The sequence below is a fragment of the Mitsuaria chitosanitabida ATCC BAA-476 = NBRC 102408 genome (assembly GCF_001598255.1).
Taxonomy (GTDB): domain Bacteria; phylum Pseudomonadota; class Gammaproteobacteria; order Burkholderiales; family Burkholderiaceae_C; genus Roseateles; species Roseateles chitosanitabidus.
In genome coordinates, this window is the sequence record NZ_BCYP01000004.1 from 85,536 (window position 1) to 102,292 (window position 16,757).

The following is a 16,757-nucleotide window of genomic DNA, read 5'->3' on the forward strand; positions in this document are numbered from 1 at the left end:
CAGGCATGGCCAAGGAATACAAGGATTTGGTCGTCGGGTTGGACATCGGCACCGCCAAGATCATGGCGGTGGTGGCTGAAGTCATGGGCGACGGCCAATTGCGCATCGCCGGCCTGGGCGTGGCGCCCAGCCATGGACTCAAGCGGGGCGTGGTGGTGAATATCGACGCGACCGTCCAGTCCATCCAGCAGGCGCTCAAGGAAGCGGAAATGATGGCCGACTGCCGCATTTCCAGGGTTTACACCGGGATTACCGGCAGCCATATCCGCGGCCAGAACTCCACCGGCATGGTCATCGTGCGGGACAAGGAAGTGACGCCGGTCGACGTGGCCCGGGTGGTGGAAACCGCCAAGGCCATCAATATTCCCAACGACCAGCGCCTGTTGCTGGTCGAGCCGCAGGAATTCGTGATCGACGGCCACGAGGTCAAGGAGCCGATCGGCATGAGCGGCGGCCGGCTGGAGGTCAAGGTCCACATCGTGACCGGCGCCCAGAGCGCGGCGGAAAACATCGTCAAGTGCGTGCGCCGCTGCGGCCTGGAGGTCGAGCAGCTCGTTCTGAATCCGAGTGCCTCGAGTGCGGCGGCACTCACTTCGGACGAGCGCGACCTGGGCGTGGCGCTGGTCGACATCGGTGCCGGCACGACGGACGTGGCCATCTTCACCGGTGGATCGATCCGTCATACCGCGGTGATTCCCATCGCCGGCGACCTGATCACCAGCGATATCGCGATGGCGCTGCGCACCCCGACCAAGGATGCGGAGGAAATCAAGGTCGAGCACGGGGTGGCGAAGCAATTGCTGGCGGACCCGGCCGATCAGGTGGAAGTCCCGGGTTTGGGCGACCGCGCGCCGCGCATGTTGTCCAAACAGGCGCTCGCCGGCGTGATCGAGCCGCGCGTCGAGGAGATTTTCTCGCTCGTGCATCAGGTCATCCGGGAATCGGGTTACGAGGAACTGCTCTCGTCGGGGATTGTCCTGTCGGGCGGATCGTCGGTCATGCCGGGCATGGTCGAACTCGCCGAGGACATTTTCCTGAAGCCGGTCCGTCGGGGGAATCCGACTTACGGCGGCGCCTTGTTCGACATGGTCGCCAATCCCCGGTCGGCGACCGTCATGGGTTTGTTGGAGGAAGCGCGATTGGCGCGCACGCGGGGTTTCAAGGCCTCGCAGCAGGCAGGTTCCGTGAAGACCCTGTTCGGGCGCGCCAAGGACTGGTTCCTGGGTAACTTCTAAGAGGCTGGAACTTCACCGGCCCACGTTTTTTTACGTTCTCTGAGGGTTTTGCCCCCTAAAAGGGGCGGCATCCCACTTCTATTTTGTTGATGGCAGCTGCACAATATGGACAGGAGGTTTGATATGGCGATCGAGATGATCGAAGAGTTTGATCAAGGCACCCAGATCAAGGTGATCGGCGTGGGCGGCGGCGGCGGAAACGCGGTCGAGCACATGATTGCCCAGGGTGTGCAGGGCGTGGAATTCGTGGTGGCCAACACCGACGCCCAGGCCTTGAATCGCTCCAAGGCCGACCAACTCCTGCAACTGGGCCATACCGGCCTGGGCGCCGGCGCGAAACCCGAAGTCGGCCGTGTGGCCGCCGAGGAAGCCGAGCAACGCATCCGTGAATCCATCACCGGCGCGCACATGCTGTTCATCACCGCCGGCATGGGCGGCGGCACCGGCACCGGCGCGGCGCCCGTGATCGCTCGCGTGGCCAAGGAAATGGGCATCCTGACCGTCGGCGTCGTGACGAAGCCGTTCGAGTTCGAGGGCAACCGCCGGGGCAAGGCCGCGGACCTGGGCCTGCAGGAGCTCGAGGCCAACGTCGACTCGCTGATCGTCGTGCTGAACGACAAGCTGCTGGAAGTGCTGGGCGACGACGTCACCCAGGACCAGGCCTTCGCGCACGCCAACGACGTGCTGAAGAACGCGGTCGGCGGCATCTCCGACATCATCCACATGCCGGGTCTGGTCAACGTCGACTTCGAGGACGTGAAGACCGTGATGAGCGAGCCGGGCAAGGCGATGATGGGCACGGCCGTGGCCTCGGGTCCGGACCGCGCGACAAAGGCCGCCGAAGGCGCCGTGGCCTGCCCGCTGCTGGAAGGCATCGACCTGTCGGGCGCGCGTGGCGTGCTGGTGCTGATCGCCGCGAGCCGCAACAACTTCAAGCTGGCCGAGAGCCGCAACGCGATGACCGCGATCAAGCGCTACGCCGCTGAAGACGCGCACATCATCTACGGCACGGCCTACGACGAGTCGCTGGGCGACCAGTTGCGCGTCACCGTGATCGCGACCGGCCTGAGCCAGCGCGCCGCGGCCCGCCAGCAGCCGCAGCTGGTGGTGCAGCAGACGACGCTGCGCACCGGCACGGACAACATGCCGGTGCTGACGCAGCCGGTGGTGATGCCCGGCTCCGCCGCCGCGCAGACCACGACGGCCGCCGCGCCGATGACCGCGCAGGACTTCGGTGGCATGAGCGTGCCCAGCGTGTGGCGTCATGGCCGCACGGCCGCCGCCAAGGTCGAGGCGCTGTCGTCGAACGGCATGGACGAGATCGAGATCCCGGCCTTCCTGCGCAAGCAGGCGGACTGATCCGACTTCTGCCATCAGCATTTGAGGCCACGCCCCAGCAGGGGCGTGGCCTTTTTTGCGTCCCGGAAGTCGTGTTGCAAATGAACGCTCGTGCGGTTCGGTGAACTTCGGCACACTGGCGCCCGATTACAAGAACGATACCGAGCGCGCATGGTCCCCTGGTTCCTCCGGGTCTTCCCGTTGCTGATGGCCTCGGCGCTGATCGCGCTGATGCCCGACCTTGCGCGCGCGCAGGCAGCCACCGGCCCCGCCGGCGCGACCCAGGTCGCGCGCGCCGCGCCGCTCGGCCCCGCGCGGCCCTTGCCCGATGCCGGGCCCGCCGGTGGTGCGCAGCGCGCGATCGAGGCCGAGGTCGCCACCTCCGACTGGACCCAGGATCAGCTGAAGGCCTGGTGGCGCGCGCTGCGCGTCATCGACGGGCGCGACGGCGCGTTGCCGCAGTCGCTGCTGCCGCCGACCGATGCCGCCGCCTGGCAGCGGGTGGAACTCCCCGAAGTCAAGCAGCGCGAGGCCGCGCCCAGCGGCAGCACCGACGCGCGCTACCAGATGCGCTGGTATCGGGTCCGCTACGCCGCGCCGCACGGGCGATGGCCCACCAGCGTCGCGCTCTACATGCCGCGGCTGGTGGCGCTCGCGGCGGCGGTGCTGGTGCGCACCGACGATGGCTGGCGTCCGGTCTTCGACAACCAGTCCGGCGCGCGCGAGCAATGGGTGCGACCGCTGTGGGTGGTGCTGCCCTCGGCGCTGACCGAGATCCAGCAGGCCCGCGAGATCGAGGTCGTCATCGCGGTCCCCGTGATGCAGGGCGGCTACTACTCCGTGTCCAGCGTCTGGCTGGGCGCGCGCGAGGACCTGGAGGCGCGCCACGACCGCCGCTGGGTGCTGCAGATCGGCGTGCCGCAGGCGACCGGCCTGACACTGGTCACGCTGGGGCTGTTCGCGCTCGTGTTGTGGATGAAGCGGCGCGAGGATCCCGCCTATCTGCTGTTCTCGCTGGCCACGGTCGCGTGGCTGGTCCGCAACCTGCACTACCACCTGGACCTGCCGCGCACGCGCGATGCGCTCGAGTGGTTCTGGTGGGTCACGCACGCCTCGATGTCGTGGGTGATGCTGCTCACCTTCCTCTTCGCGCTGCGCTTCGCGCGGCAGCGCTTCGCGCGCTTCGAGCGCGGCATGGCGCTGTTCGTGCTGGTCTCCAGCCTGGCCTCGATGCCGCTGTGGGGACGCGGCTTCGACGCGCTGGTGCTGCTGCACATCTGCAACGCGGTGGTGGGCCTGGCGGGGACGGCCTTCGTCGCGAGCGTCGCCTGGCGCCAGGGCACGCGCGAGCTGCGCGTGATGGCGCTGGCGCTGGTGGTCGGCGTCGCGCTGGGCGTGCACGACCTGGGCCTGCTCGCGGGCTGGTGGTGGCCGGAGCACGTCTACCTGATGCCCTTCGCCACGCTGGTGATCCTGGCCAGCTTCCTCTACGCGGTGCAGCACCGCTACATCGAGGCGCTGCGCGGCGTCGAGCGCGCCAACGAGGACCTGGCCCAGCGCCTGGACGAGCAGAGCGTCGAGCTGCGCGCGCAGCACGACAAGCTGCGCGAGGTCGAGCGCCAGCAGGCGCTGCTGCTGGAGCGGCAGCGCATCATGCAGGACATGCACGACGGGCTGGGTTCGTCGTTGCTGTCGGCGATGGTGGCGGTGGAGCAGGGCTCGATGCCGCAGGAGCAGGTGGTGGGCGTGCTGCGCGAATGCGTCGATGACCTGCGGCTGGTGATCGATTCGCTGGAGCCTGTGGGGCATGACCTCGTGTCGCTGCTGGCGACGATGCGCTATCGGCTGGGCAAGCGGCTGCAGCTGGGCGGGCTCAAGCTCGAGTGGGACGTGCACGACCTGCCGCCGCTGGAATGGCTGGAGCCGCCCGACGCGCTGCACGTGCTGCGCCTGATGCAGGAGGCGCTGACCAACGCGCTCAAGCATGCGCGGGCGACGCGGGTTCGGGTGGTCACGCGGGACCTGGGTCGGCGCGTGGAGATCCGCGTCGAGGACGACGGCGAAGGCTTCGACATCGGGTCGATCTCGCAAGGCCGCGGGCTGCGCGGCCTGCAGCGTCGCGCGAAGGTCCTGGGTGGCCTGCTGCGCGTGGAAAGCAGCCCCGGTCACGGCACGGTCGTGACCTTGCGATTGCCCGTCGCGCGCGAGGATCGAGAGGCTTTGGTCCAGCAGGGTTGAGTCACATTTGGGACAATGCGCCCCATGCTCAAGCAACGCACCATCAAGTCGCTGACCCGCGCGGTCGGCGTCGGCATCCACAGCGGCCAGAAGGTGGAGATCACGCTCCGTCCCGCGGCCCCTGGGACCGGCATCGTGTTCCGCCGGGTGGACCTGGCGCAGCCGGTGGACATTCCGGTGCGCACCAACAACGTCTGCGACACCCGCATGGCCACGACGATCAGCCCCGAGGGCGATCCCGGCCAGCCCAAGGTGCAGACCATCGAGCATCTGCTGTCGGCCTGCGCCGGCCTGGGGCTGGACAACCTGCTGATCGACATCAACGCGGACGAGGTCCCCGTGCTGGACGGCTCCGCGGCGAGCTACGTCTTCCTGCTGCAGTCGGCGGGCATCGAGCTGCAGAACGCGCCCAAGCAGTTCCTGCGGGTGAAGAAGCCGGTGGAGGTGCGCAAGGGCGATGGCAAGAGCCTGATGTGGGCCAAGCTGACGCCGCACCACGGCTACACGCTGAGCTTCCAGATCGAGTTCGACAACCCGGCGGTGTCGGCGACCGGCCAGCAGTACGTGTTCGACATGGGCAGCGGCCAGTACAAGCGCGAGATCGCCCGCGCCCGGACCTTCGGCATGACCAAGGACATCGAGCTGATGCGCTCGCGCGGGCTGACGCTGGGCGGGTCGATGGACAACGCGATCGTGGTCGACGACTACCGCGTGCTGAACGCGGAAGGGCTGCGCTACGACGACGAGTTCGTGAAGCACAAGATCCTGGACGCGATCGGCGACATGCAGGTGGTGGGTCATCCGCTGATGGCGGCCTACACCTCGTTCAAGGGCGGCCACGCGCTGAACAACCTGCTGCTGCGCGAGCTGCTGGCGGACGCCGAGGCCTACGAGATCGTCACCTTCGAGGACGAGCGCGAGGCGCCCCCCGGATTCGCCGAGCTGGCGCCGGCGTGGTGATCGGACGGCCAAGGAATCCCCGCACGTGCTGATCTTCCGCCTCGTCTCCGCGCTGCTGATCGTTTCGGGCCTGATCTGCTTCGCGCTCTACATCGCGACCAGGCAGCCGATCTGGCGCCGCCGCGGCATCCTGCTCATCAAATGGACCGTGATCGCCGGCATCGGCTTCTTCGCCGTGCTGTTCCTGGAGCGGCTGGTGCTGCTGGTCTGACGCCCCACGCGCTCGCACGCACCATGAAGAAGGCCGCTCATCGAGCGGCCTTCGTGCTTTCAGCGCTGCGCGGACCGCGCGATGCGGTGCCGGCCCGTGCTCATTCCTCCAGGGCCTGCAATTGCACCAGCCGCTGGTAGAGCCCGCCGTCGATGCCCATGAGCGCCTCGTGCGTGCCGCGCTCGGCGAGCTTGCCGTGGTTGAGCACCACGATCTGGTCGGCCTCGCGGATCGTCGACAGCCGGTGCGCGATCGCCAGCACCGTGACCCGGCCGCGCAACGCGCGCAGGGCCTCGCCGACCTGCGCCTCGGTCGCGCTGTCGATGTTGGCCGTCGCCTCGTCCAGCAGCAGGATGCGGGGATCTCCCGCGAGCGCGCGGGCCAGCGCGATCAGCTGCTTCTGGCCGGTCGACACCGACAACCCGCCGTCGCCCAGCCGGCTCTCGTAGCCCTGCGGCAGCGCGGACAGGAAGTCATGCGCCCGCGCCGCGCGCGCCGAGGCCTCGATCGTCTCGTCGGAGATGGCGCGACCCATGCGGATGTTCTCGCGCACCGTGCCGGCGATCAGGTAGGGCTCCTGCGGCACCAGGCCCAGCGCGTCGTGGAAGGTCTGCTCGGGCAGCTCGTCCAGCGGCTGGCCGTCGATCAGGATGCGGCCTTGCTGCGGCCGGTAGAAGCGCAGCAGCAGCGCCAGCAGCGTCGACTTGCCCGAGCCCGTGTGTCCCGCGATGCCGACGAAGCTGCCGGCCGGGATGTCGAGGTCCAGGTCCCGCAGCACCGGGTGCCCGGGCTTGTAGGCGAACTGCAGGTGCTGGAAGTGGATGGCGCCGGCGCCGACCTGGCGCTCCGGCCGATACGAGCGCGGCTCGGTCGGTTCGCGCAGCAAGGCGCGTACGCGCGAGGCCGCCACCAGCGCCTGCTGCAGCTGGCTGAACTGCATGGTGATCTGGATCAGCGGTTCCACCACGCGCGCGATGTAGGCGAGGAAGGCGTACAGCAGACCGACCTCGACACCTGACAGCTCGCGCAGGCCGAAGCCGTAGATCACCGTCACGATCAGCAGCACGTTCAGCAGGTCCAGCGCCGGGCGCAGCAGCCAGGCGTTGGCGCGCAGCTCCTGCACGCGGGCCTGCAGCTGGGCCTGGTTGGCCTGCTCGTAGCGCGCGGCGAAGCGGCCGGTGGCGCCCGCCGATTGCAGCATCGCCATGCCGGCCATGCTCTCGGCCATCTGCGCGTTCAGGTCCGCCCGCAGCGCCCGCGCCCGTTGCACCGGGCCGCTGCTGGCGCGCTGGTACAGCCAGATGATGGTGGAGCTGGCCGGCACCAGGGCCAGCACGATCAGCATCAGCCGCCAGTCCAGCCAGGCCATCGCCACCAGCGCGCCGGCGACGACGATGGTCGAGTCCAGCATCACGAACAGCACCTGGCGATACAGGTTGTTGACCGCGTCCGTGTCGTTGGTGATGCGGCTCAGCAACTGGCCGGTGATGCTGCGGTCGAAGAAGGCCATGGGCTGGGCGAGCACATGGGCGTAGACCTGCTCGCGCAGTCGCAGCACCGAGCGCTGCGCGACCGAGGCCATGCGACGCAGTTGCGCGTAGCGCAGCAGGCTGGCGGTCCAGCCGGCCAGCAGCATCGCGCCCAGCAGCAGGCCCATCGAGCCGATGTCGAAGTCGCGCGGCAGCACGTGCGCGTCGATGAACTGCTTGCCCAGGATGGGGCCGATGGCCTCGAGGGCGGCGGCGATCACCAGCCAGCCCAGGCCCTTGAGGAGGCCGCGCCGCTCGGGCGCGGCGGCCTGCGCCAGCAGCGCGAGCGCCTCGCGCGGCGAGTGCTCCGGCTTCGCGGCGTTGGCCGTCCCGTTGCCAGGTGCCTGGCCCGTGGCGTGGGCGGTCGCGTTCTCGGACGCGGTCTCCGCCGCGTTCAGCTCAGGCTGCGTCAAGGCTGGCCTCCAGTTGTTGATAGCGCCATTGGCCCGCGTACCAGCCGCCGCGCGCGATGAGGTCCTCGTGGCGGCCGCGCTCGACGATGCGGCCCTGCTTGAGCACGACGATCTCGTCGGCCTCCATCACCGCGGACAGGCGATGGCTGACCACCGCGAGGCTGCGCTCGGGATGGCGTTGGCGCAGCTCGCGCCAGTGGTCCAGGATCTGCGTCTCGGTGCCGCTGTCGACGGCGGAGAGCGCGTCGTCCAGCAGCAGGATGGGCGCGCCCGCGAGCAGCGCCCGCGCGATCGCCACGCGCTGGCGCTGGCCGCCGGACAGCGTCACGCCGCGCTCGCCGACCAGCGTGTCGTAGCCCTGCGGCAGGCGCGCGATGTCGTCGTGGACCGCGGCCAGTTCGGCCATCTCCATCACCTGCTCGCGGGTCGCGTCGGCGCGGGCGAGGGCGATGTTGTCGGCCACGGAGGCCGAGAAGAGGAAGGGCTCCTGCGGCACCCAGGCCAGCGCCTGGCGCAGCGCGTCCAGGCGGATCTCGCCGGCCGGCACGCCGCCCAGGCGCACGGCGCCCGCGCTGGGCTCGTACTGACGCAGCAGCAGGCGCAGCAGCGTCGACTTGCCCGAGCCCGTCGCGCCGACGATGCCCAGCGTGCGGCCCGGCGCCAGCGTCAGCGCGATGTCCTCGAGCGCCGGCTGGGTCATGTTCGGGTAGGTGAAGGACACGGCGTCCCAGGCGATGTCCGCGTGAGCGGGCAGTTCGCGGGTACCGGCGTCGACCAGGCCGTCCGGCGCGTCCAGCACCGGCTGCAGCCGCGACCACGCGGCGCGGCCGCGTTCCAGCAGCGACAGCACCCAGCCGGCCGCGAACATCGGCCAGATCAGCTGGCCCAGGTACATGGTGAAGGCGGTCAGTTGGCCGATGCTGATGAGGTTCGTGCCGACCAGCCACGCGCCGGTGCCCAGCGCGATGACGGTGGCCGCGCTCAGCGACAGGCCCACGGCGGGCTCGAACATCGCCTCCCAGCGCTGCGCCTGGTAGGCGGCGCCGCCGGCCTCGCGGGCCAGCTCGCCGAACTGCTCGCGGCTGCGGCGGATCAGGCCGAGCGCGCGCACGGTGCGCACGCCGGCCAGGCTGTCCTGCACCTGCTGGTTCAGCGCCGAGAAGCGCTTGAGCGAATCGGCCCAGGCCACGTGCACGTGATTCGAGATGCGCCAGAAGGCGTAGGCCATGAAGGGGAAGGGAATCAGCGCGGCCAGGCCCAGGCGCCAGTCGATGCCCAGGGTCATCATGCCCAGCACCAGGATCAGCGTCAGCGTGCCGTCGAAGGCGGCGAGCAGGGCCTCGCCGGCGGCCATCTCGATGGCGTCGACGTCGTTGGTCGCCAGCGCCATCAGGTCGCCGGTGGCGTGCGAGTGGAAGAAGGCCGGCCCCTGGCGCGTCAGGCGCGCGTAGAGCCGCGTGCGCAGGTGGCGGCCGAGCTCGTAGGCGGTCGCGAAGAGGGCCAGACGCCAGCCCACGCGCAGCAGGTAGATGGCCAGGCCGGCCAGCACCAGCAGGCCCAACTGCCCGATCAGGTCCCAGCCGCCGATGCGGCGCGCCACCAGCAGGTCGACCACATGGCCGACCTGGCGCGGGATCCAGACGGTGAGGACGGCGATGGTGGCGAGCATCAGCGCGCTCGCGACATAGGGACGCCAGTGGCCGCGGATGTGGCCGGCGATGAGTCGAGTCAAGGACATGGCGCCGGATTGTGCCGCTCGCGCTTTTCAGTTCAGGTCTTGAGGGCGATGGCACCGTGCGGTCAATGCGCCTCTGCTGCCATTCCTGGTGGACCCGCCGCGCTTGCCGACCTCGTCGGACTCGTCGAACTCATCGGGCCCACCGGGCCAGCCGGAACCGCCGGGACCACCGGGTCAGCCGGACTTGACTGGCGAGCGGGTCCGAAGGGCGGGTCAGGACGCCGGGCTGGGATTCGCGGGTTTGGGATCCGGCATGCCGATGCGCACATGGATCAGGTCCGCGAGCACCCTCAGCCGCTTCTCGTCGAAGTTGCCGCTGAGCGCATAGGCGAGCTTCCCGTCGATCCAGAACAGGCTGCGCGTGGTCTGCCCGCCCTCGACGCGGCTCATCAGCCGGAAGGCGACCGGCGCCTCGGGCGAGGCCGCGCCCGTGCTGACGTAGAGCGTGAAGCGCTCGCCGGCGTCGTTCTCGTACATGAACTGCGCGCGGGCCAGCGCCGCCGCGGGGTTGGCCTCGGCGGCCGGGCCGGCGCCAGCGGTCGTCCTGGGCCTGGCGTTCACCGGGGCGGCCGGATCGTCCCCCGCGGGCAGCAGCCGGCCGCCGACCAGCTTCCAGCCGTAGTCGCGCATCACCGGCGCGTGCAGCGGCTGGCCCAGCCGCTTGCTGAGCCACTGGATCAGGTGATCCGCCTGATCGGCGCCGACCTCGACGGGATGGCGCTTCTCCGGCTGATAGACGACGTGCGCGATGGCGGCGTCGCGAACGTACTCGGGGATCGAGGGATCGCGGCCGGCGGCCCGCGCGGCGGCGTTGGAGGCTGCCTGCTCGGCCGCCTCCTTCTTGCCGTACCAGTAGGCGTGACCGCCCCAGCCGCCGGCCGCGCCGGCACCCAGCCCGACCGCCAGCAGCAGCCCGGCCACCCAGGCCCGCGGCCAGCGCGCGTCGTTAGCGGCGGAGGGCTCCAGCGCGGCGGCGAGCCGCGGCGGGACCGGCTCGTCCAGCCAGTCGCGGTGCAGATTCCTCAGGGACTCGCGCTGCTCGCGCCAGTCCAGTACCTGGCGCGCGGCGCGCGGATGCTGGAGCAGCCAGTCGGCCACCGCGGCGGCACGCTCCGCAGGGAGTTGTCCATCCACGTAGGCGTGCAAGGTGGCGTCGTCGAAGTCGAGATCGTTCGTCATGGGTTGGCGCTCATTTCACCACCCGCAGCGGCGCCCGCGCGGGGGCGCCGTCGGTCATCAGCTGGCGCAGCCGCTCGCGGGCGCGCGACAGCCGCGACATCACCGTGCCCATCGGCACGTCCAGCACCCGCGCGGCGTCCTGGTAGCTGAGCTCCTCCACGCAGACCAGCAGCAGGATCTCGCGCGAGGCGGCCGGCAGCGCGGCCAGGGCGCGTTCCATGTCCAGCCGCAGGGCGACCTGCTGCTGGGGCTCGTGCGAGAGCGGCTGCAGCGACTCGTCCTCGTCCAGCGAGTCGTGCAGCGCCTCGCGCGCATCGCGGCGCTGGTTCAGATACAGCCGGTGCATCAGCGTCAGCAGCCAGCCGCGCAGCGCGTCGATGCGCTCCGGCCCGGCCTCCGCATGGAACAGCGCGCCCTTGCGGGCGGCGCGTTCCAGCGTGTCCTGCAGCAGGTCGTCGGCGCGGGCCGAGTCTCCGCACAGCAGCCGCGCATGCCGCCGCAGTCGCGGCAGCAACGGAATCGCTTCTTGGAGGGAGAGGGACATAGAAAGGACTGCGAGGCTGGGAGCGAGGCTTCGATTGGGGATGCATCGCTAGGCGCAAACCGCAGCCATAGCATCGCTATGGCGAGGATTTGCAACGACGCGAGGCGCCCCAAGCGGAGCCTCGATCACGGCTTCGCGGCGTGCCAGACTTGGTTGAAATTGTCGCCGTTGCGATCGCCGGCCTTGGTGTCCTTCACCCAGAAGTACAGCGGCTTGCCCTTGTAGGCCCACTGCTTGGCGCCGTCGTCGCGGGTGACGATGGTCCAGTCGCCCATGGGCTTGTCGTCGGCCTTGGCCATCAGCGCGGGCCAGTTGGCGGCGCAGGGACCGTTGCAGACGCTCTTGCCGCTGCCGGCCGTGTCCTTGTCGAAGGTGTAGAGCGTCATCTCGTTGGCGCCGACGAAGACGCCGTCCTTGACCATGGCGGGCGCCGACTGCGCCGCGGCCAGTCCGGACACGAGCGCCAGCGCGACGGCGGCGGCAAGCTTGAGCTTGGAATTCATGCAGGTCTCCTTGGAAAGAAGGGATGGGTACTGCAGGAACACGGGAGAAAGCGAGGATATTCCCCCGCCGCCGAAATTCTTTGGGCATGGGCGGGCGTTCACGGCTAGCCTGCCGGTCGCCGTCCGTCATTTCGGGTCGTCGCGCCGCCGAGCCGCCGCGCCCGGCGGCAGGCCGTCATGGCCTGTCGTTCGCCCCGCCATCCGCCAGGAGTCCCCATGTCCGATCGCGCCCAGGCCCTCGCCGCCCAGTTGATCCGCAACTTTCACGAGGCCGAGCTCCAGCCCTACGTCCGGCCGCCGCACTACGACTCGCGCGGCGTGCGGCTCGCGCCGGGCACGCTGGCTCGCAAGCTCGGCGCGTCCTATGACGTGATCGAGCCCGGCAAGCGCGCCTGCCCCTACCACCTGCATCACGCGCAGGAGGAGATGTTCATCGTGCTCGAAGGGCGCGGCACGCTGCGCGTGGCGGGGGAGATGCTTCCCATCAAGGCGGGCGACGTGATGTTCCTGCCCGCCGGGCCGGACTACCCGCACCAGCTGATCAACGATTCCGACGCACCACTGCGCTACTTGTCCATCAGCACCATGGAGAGCCCCGAGATCTGCGAGTACCCGGACTCGGGCAAGTTCCTCGCCTCCTCGCGCCGCACGCGCGAGGGCGAGCCGGACTTCGACGCGATGCGCAAGATCGGGCAGGGCGACCTGGACTACTGGCAGGACGAGCCTTGAACGCTGAGCGCTGAACACCGAGCCCGAGGCGTCGTCCGCCGGCGCGGTCCGGCGCTCGTCGAGGGCGCCGCGCTCAATACGTCCGCGAGCCCTTGAACTGCGCGTGCTGACGGCGCTGCAGCGTGGTCTGACGGCTCATCGCGTCGAAGGAGACGCGGGCGTGGGCGTCCATGATCGCGATGCCCAGCGCGTCGGCCGCGTCCTTGCCGGGTTCGCCCGGCAGGCCGAGCAGCCGCGCCACCATGGCCTGCACCTGCGCCTTGGCGGCGCCGCCATGGCCGGTGATGGCCTTCTTCATCTGGACGGCGGTGTACTCCGACACGTGCAGGTCGCAGGACACCAGCGCGGTCAGCGCCGCGCCGCGCGCCTGCCCCAGCAGCAGCGTGGACTGCGGGTTCACGTTCACGAAGATGATCTCCACCGCCGCGCAGGTCGGCTGGTAGCGCGCGACCACCTCGCGGATCCCGGTGTAGAGGATCTTGAGCCGGCCGGGCAGGTCGCCCGTCGGCAGCGCGTTGGTCTTGATCGTGCCGCTGGCCACGTAGGCCAGCCGCGGCCCGTCCGCGTCGATGACGCCGAAGCCGGTGGTCTGCAGGCCGGGGTCGATGCCGAGGATGCGCATGCTCATGTCGTGATCATCCTCGTCCGAAATACCAGCGCACGGAGTGGAAGAACACCGGCGCCGCGAAGCACATCGCCGCGATGCGGTCCAGCAGGCCCACCGCGCCGGTGATGGCGCTGCGATTGCCCCAGGCGTTGATGCCGGCGTCGCGCTTGAGCGCCTGCATCACGAAGACGCCGAAGCTGCCGCAGCCCGCCGCGATGAAGGCCGCGATCGCGGCCTGGCCGGCCTTGAAGGGCGTGATCCAGTACAGCAGCGCGCCCGCGAAGGCGGCGCTGAAGGTGCCGATCCACCAGGCCTTCATCGTGAACGAGCGGCTGATGTGGCGCGCCACCGGCTTGGCGCGGAAGCGGCTGGTCGCCACCGCCTGCGCGATCTGGCCGCAGGCCACCACCGCCACCAGGAAGAAGAGCAGGAAGGCGCCGCGGCCCTGGTACTTGGGGATGTCCAGCAGCAGCAGCGCCGGCGCGTGGGACAGCCCGTAGACGCAGACCATGATGCCCCACTGGATCTTGGCGTTGCGCTCCAGGAAGCGCGCCGGATCGTCGGCCAGCGCGCTGGCCACCGGGATCGCCAGGAAGCCGTAGACCGGGATCAGCACCGAGAACAGGTCGAAGTGACGCGTGCCCACCAGCACGTACTGCAGCGGCAGGATCACGAAGAAGGCCATGATCAGCCCGCGGTGGTCGGCGCGGCGGGTGTGCAGCAGGGTGATGAACTCACGGAAGGCCAGGAACGAGAACACGCCGAACAGCAGCGTCGCGCCCACCGGTCCGGAGACCCAGGCCGCCCAGAAGAGGCAGGCGCCGATCCACACCATGTTGAGCTCGTGGCGGAAGTTGGACCAGCGGCGTTGCCACTCGTCCTGCTCCTCCTCCGGCCGCTCGCGCAGCGACCACAGCACCGAGCCGATGCTCACCAGCAGCAGCGCGCCGAAGAGCACCACGAACAGGAAGGCCACCTGCTCGCCGGGGTTCAGGGACTTGAGCCAGCTCATTCCTTCCATCCTCCCGGACGCAGCGCCATCACCGCGGCGCGCGCGCGCTCGAGGAAGGCGCGCTTGTCCTCGCCGGGCTCGATGCGGATCGGGGCGCCGAAGGTGACGGTGCACAGGATGGGCACGGGCACGACCTCGCCCTTGGGCATGACGCGCTGGACGTTGTCGATCCAGGTGGGGATGAGCTGCACGTCGGCGAACTGCTCGGACAGGTGGAAGAGGCCGGCCTTGAACGGTTGCGGCGCGCCCTTGTTGGAGCGCGTGCCCTCGGGAAAGATGACGAGCGAATCGCCACCCTGCAGCGCGTCGACCAGCGGCTCGAGCGGATCCTCGTCCGGCGTGGCGCGGGTGCGGCTCACGTAGACCGCGTTGAACACGGCCGAGGTGAGCCAGGTCTTGAGCTTGGAACTGGTCCAGTAATCGCGGGCGGCGATGGGGCGCGTGCGGGTGCGCAGCTCGCCGGGCAGCGAGGCCCAGATCAGCACCCAGTCGAAGTGGCTCTGGTGATTGGCGAAGTAGATGCGTTGCTCCGCGGTCGGCGGGCTGCCCTTCCAGTGCCCCTGCGCGCCGGTGATCAGGCGCGCCAGCCAGGCGAGGAAGAGGCCGGTGATTTCGGCGAGGACCATGGGGCGGGATTATCCCCGCGCGGTTCCGGCCGACTTCGATTGACCGGCTAATGGCTCAAACAAGCTATCCAAGAACACCAGTTCACGCGATTGATGGCATTCCGGCGCCAAGCGACGGGCCGGAGACTGCCGCACTCGTTTGAGTTCAATCCCAAGGATCCGCCATGGCCCACAGCGCCCCCCGTTCGTCCCCCCAGCTCCCCACCGCGCGGCCGGCCGATGCCGACCCGATCGCGTCGACGCGCCGACGTCGGTCGCTCGACGAGATCGGGACATTGCCGCCACCGCGTGTCGACGATCCGATTCCGGCACCGTCGCCCTCCGACGCCGGGACTGTCGCCGCGGAGGTCGCGACCGGGACGACGGCCACGACCTCCACGACCTCCACGACCTCCGACGCCACCGATTGCAGCACGACGGGGACGGCTGATCCGGTGCAGGCCCCGCACGACGACGATCGGGGTTGCGCGGTGGCGCTGCCCTCGCTGCCGACGTCAGGCCTGGCCGTCGGCGCGCTCGGCCTGCTGGGTCTGGCAGGCGCGGCGATGGGAGGCGGAGGACAGACGTCCGCATTCCAGGCCTCTGGCCGATTGGCCAAGGCGGATGACCACGTGAGCCCGACCATGCCCTCCGAGGCGCTGGGCCAGGATCAGCGCGCCTCCGCTCCTGTTCCGTCACCCGCACCAGCGCCCACTGCGCCCGCACCAGCGCCCACTGTGCCCGAACCTGCATCCGCGCCCGCTGCCGACCCGGCCCCCGCTCCCGTCGAGGTGGTTGCCGAGCCCACGCCTGGCCAGCCGACACGCGACAGCGCGGCCGATCAGCCGACCGGCGAAGCGAACCCTCCTGCGAAGGGACCGAGCTCGGGGGAATCGGATCCCTCGGTCCCCTCCATGGCGGATCAGGCCCCGGGCACCCCACCGGTGGACCATGAGGCGCCGGCCGCGATGGCCTTCGACCCCGCGCAGTTTGTCCGCGGTGCCAACGGGCAAATGCTGACCCGAACCAACGCCTTCCATCTGCGGGGCGCGGAGGAGGGCGCGACCGTTTTCGTGGACTACGGCTACACCGTCCGCGCGGACTCGCCGGACGGTTTCTCCTTGCCGGCGAGCGTTGCGGATGGGCCGATGACCCTGAAGGTGTGGCAAGTGGACGCAGCGGGAAACAAGTCGGCGGTCACCTCGATCGACGTGGTCCGCGACACCACCGCGCCCAGCGTCACCATCGAGGGCAACGGCAGCCCTTACAGCAGCGAAGCACACGTGACCCTGCATGCCGTGCGATCGGACCGCCAGGTGTCCTCCTACGACGACCTGCTGGCCGTGTCGTCGACGGAACACCAGGCACGGGCCCTGGATGGCGCACCGATGATCTTCGACTCGCTGGCGGACGGGATGTACCGCCTCTACGCGACGGACGAGGTGGGCAACGTGAGCGCGGTCCGTCAACGCAGCGGCGGGCTCAACGCCAATGCCTTCGGCGCCCCCCTTTATCACCTGACCGATGGTCAGATCGACGACTTCCAATGGATCACCAATCCGAGGTCGACCTCGGCCGGGAACGACTATCTGCAGCTGAGCGGCCCGGCCACCGTCACCTGGGCCGCGGGCGACAAGGGGATCGATGTCATCGCGCACTTCTTCCGGTCGGACCATGACGTGCTCGACGTGAGCGCGCTGCTGAGCGGCTTCGATGCGGGGGAAGAGGCCAGCTTCATCCAGAAATCGGTCGATGCCGCCGGCGACATCACGCTGAAGATCGACGCGAACGGCGCGGGCGACTTCTCGAATCCCGTGCAGACCATCTTCCTGGTCCAGCCCGCGGACACCGTGGTCAACGTGAGATGCGCGGCGGGCGGCGGTGTGTTGACGCTCTGAAAGGCCGGCGTGGTGTCG

The 16,757-nt window shown here is 69.7% G+C and carries 15 protein-coding genes; 7 read left to right on the forward strand and 8 right to left on the reverse strand.

The window, feature by feature from the left end:
- The first annotated feature begins 5 nt into the window (after window positions 1-5).
- The 5 genes from ftsA (at window position 6) to MCHT01_RS01830 (ending at window position 5,982) form a co-directional block, all read left to right on the forward strand.
- A complete protein-coding gene (gene ftsA, locus MCHT01_RS01810) occupies window positions 6-1,235 on the forward strand; it encodes a cell division protein FtsA (RefSeq protein ID WP_067061567.1) in 1,230 nt (409 codons plus the stop codon).
- Window positions 1,236-1,358: 123 nt separating this feature from the next.
- Window positions 1,359-2,594, forward strand: a complete 1,236-nt coding sequence (ftsZ, locus tag MCHT01_RS01815; RefSeq protein ID WP_067061569.1) for a cell division protein FtsZ — start codon at window positions 1,359-1,361, stop codon at window positions 2,592-2,594.
- 150 nt (window positions 2,595-2,744) lie between these two features.
- On the forward strand, window positions 2,745-4,811 hold the full coding sequence (locus tag MCHT01_RS01820) for a sensor histidine kinase (RefSeq protein WP_067061572.1): 2,067 nt from the start codon (window positions 2,745-2,747) through the stop codon (window positions 4,809-4,811).
- A gap of 24 nt (window positions 4,812-4,835) precedes the next feature.
- Window positions 4,836-5,771 carry a UDP-3-O-acyl-N-acetylglucosamine deacetylase gene (lpxC, locus tag MCHT01_RS01825; RefSeq protein WP_067061575.1) on the forward strand — a complete coding sequence of 312 codons (936 nt, stop codon included), beginning with the start codon at window positions 4,836-4,838 and terminating at the stop codon, window positions 5,769-5,771.
- A 25-nt stretch (window positions 5,772-5,796) separates the two neighbouring features.
- A complete protein-coding gene (locus MCHT01_RS01830) occupies window positions 5,797-5,982 on the forward strand; it encodes a hypothetical protein (RefSeq protein ID WP_067061578.1) in 186 nt (61 codons plus the stop codon).
- Between the two features lie 100 nt (window positions 5,983-6,082).
- Here the strand turns inward: MCHT01_RS01830 and MCHT01_RS01835 are convergent, their stop codons facing one another.
- The 5 genes from MCHT01_RS01835 to MCHT01_RS01855 form a co-directional block, all read right to left on the reverse strand.
- Window positions 6,083-7,924 (reverse strand): ABC transporter ATP-binding protein, encoded by a 1,842-nt coding sequence (locus MCHT01_RS01835; protein WP_369688590.1) that lies wholly within the window; start codon window positions 7,922-7,924, stop codon window positions 6,083-6,085.
- Complete coding sequence (locus tag MCHT01_RS01840; protein WP_067061581.1) at window positions 7,911-9,662, reverse strand: ABC transporter ATP-binding protein; 1,752 nt, start codon at window positions 9,660-9,662, stop codon at window positions 7,911-7,913. Before MCHT01_RS01840 ends, MCHT01_RS01835 begins: the two co-directional genes overlap by 14 nt.
- 213 nt (window positions 9,663-9,875) lie before the next feature.
- Window positions 9,876-10,841 carry an anti-sigma factor family protein gene (locus MCHT01_RS01845; RefSeq protein ID WP_067061584.1) on the reverse strand — a complete coding sequence of 322 codons (966 nt, stop codon included), beginning with the start codon at window positions 10,839-10,841 and terminating at the stop codon, window positions 9,876-9,878.
- Between the two features lie 10 nt (window positions 10,842-10,851).
- A complete protein-coding gene (locus MCHT01_RS01850) occupies window positions 10,852-11,385 on the reverse strand; it encodes an RNA polymerase sigma factor (RefSeq protein WP_067061586.1) in 534 nt (177 codons plus the stop codon).
- A 125-nt stretch (window positions 11,386-11,510) separates the two neighbouring features.
- Window positions 11,511-11,888, reverse strand: coding sequence for a COG4315 family predicted lipoprotein (locus MCHT01_RS01855; protein ID WP_067061589.1), 378 nt, complete (start codon window positions 11,886-11,888; stop codon window positions 11,511-11,513).
- 216 nt (window positions 11,889-12,104) lie between these two features.
- Between MCHT01_RS01855 and MCHT01_RS01860 the strand changes: the two genes are divergently transcribed.
- A complete protein-coding gene (locus tag MCHT01_RS01860; RefSeq protein ID WP_067061592.1) occupies window positions 12,105-12,617 on the forward strand; it encodes a cupin domain-containing protein in 513 nt (170 codons plus the stop codon).
- Window positions 12,618-12,690: 73 nt separating this feature from the next.
- On the opposite strand, the gene ruvC is transcribed toward MCHT01_RS01860, so the two are convergent.
- From ruvC to MCHT01_RS01875, 3 genes are read right to left on the reverse strand one after another with little or no spacing between them, the layout of a single operon-like run.
- On the reverse strand, window positions 12,691-13,239 hold the full coding sequence (ruvC, locus tag MCHT01_RS01865) for a crossover junction endodeoxyribonuclease RuvC (protein ID WP_067061915.1): 549 nt from the start codon (window positions 13,237-13,239) through the stop codon (window positions 12,691-12,693).
- Window positions 13,240-13,252: 13 nt separating this feature from the next.
- Window positions 13,253-14,236 carry a phosphatidate cytidylyltransferase gene (locus MCHT01_RS01870; protein ID WP_067061593.1) on the reverse strand — a complete coding sequence of 328 codons (984 nt, stop codon included), beginning with the start codon at window positions 14,234-14,236 and terminating at the stop codon, window positions 13,253-13,255.
- Window positions 14,233-14,862: a lysophospholipid acyltransferase family protein gene (locus tag MCHT01_RS01875; RefSeq protein ID WP_067061596.1), complete on the reverse strand. Its 630-nt coding sequence runs from the start codon at window positions 14,860-14,862 to the stop codon at window positions 14,233-14,235. Before MCHT01_RS01875 ends, MCHT01_RS01870 begins: the two co-directional genes overlap by 4 nt.
- A 164-nt stretch (window positions 14,863-15,026) precedes the next feature.
- Here MCHT01_RS01875 and MCHT01_RS26630 point away from each other — a divergent pair, with 164 nt between their 5' ends.
- Window positions 15,027-16,739, forward strand: coding sequence for a type I secretion C-terminal target domain-containing protein (locus tag MCHT01_RS26630; RefSeq protein WP_169806081.1), 1,713 nt, complete (start codon window positions 15,027-15,029; stop codon window positions 16,737-16,739).
- Window positions 16,740-16,757 lie beyond the last annotated feature (18 nt).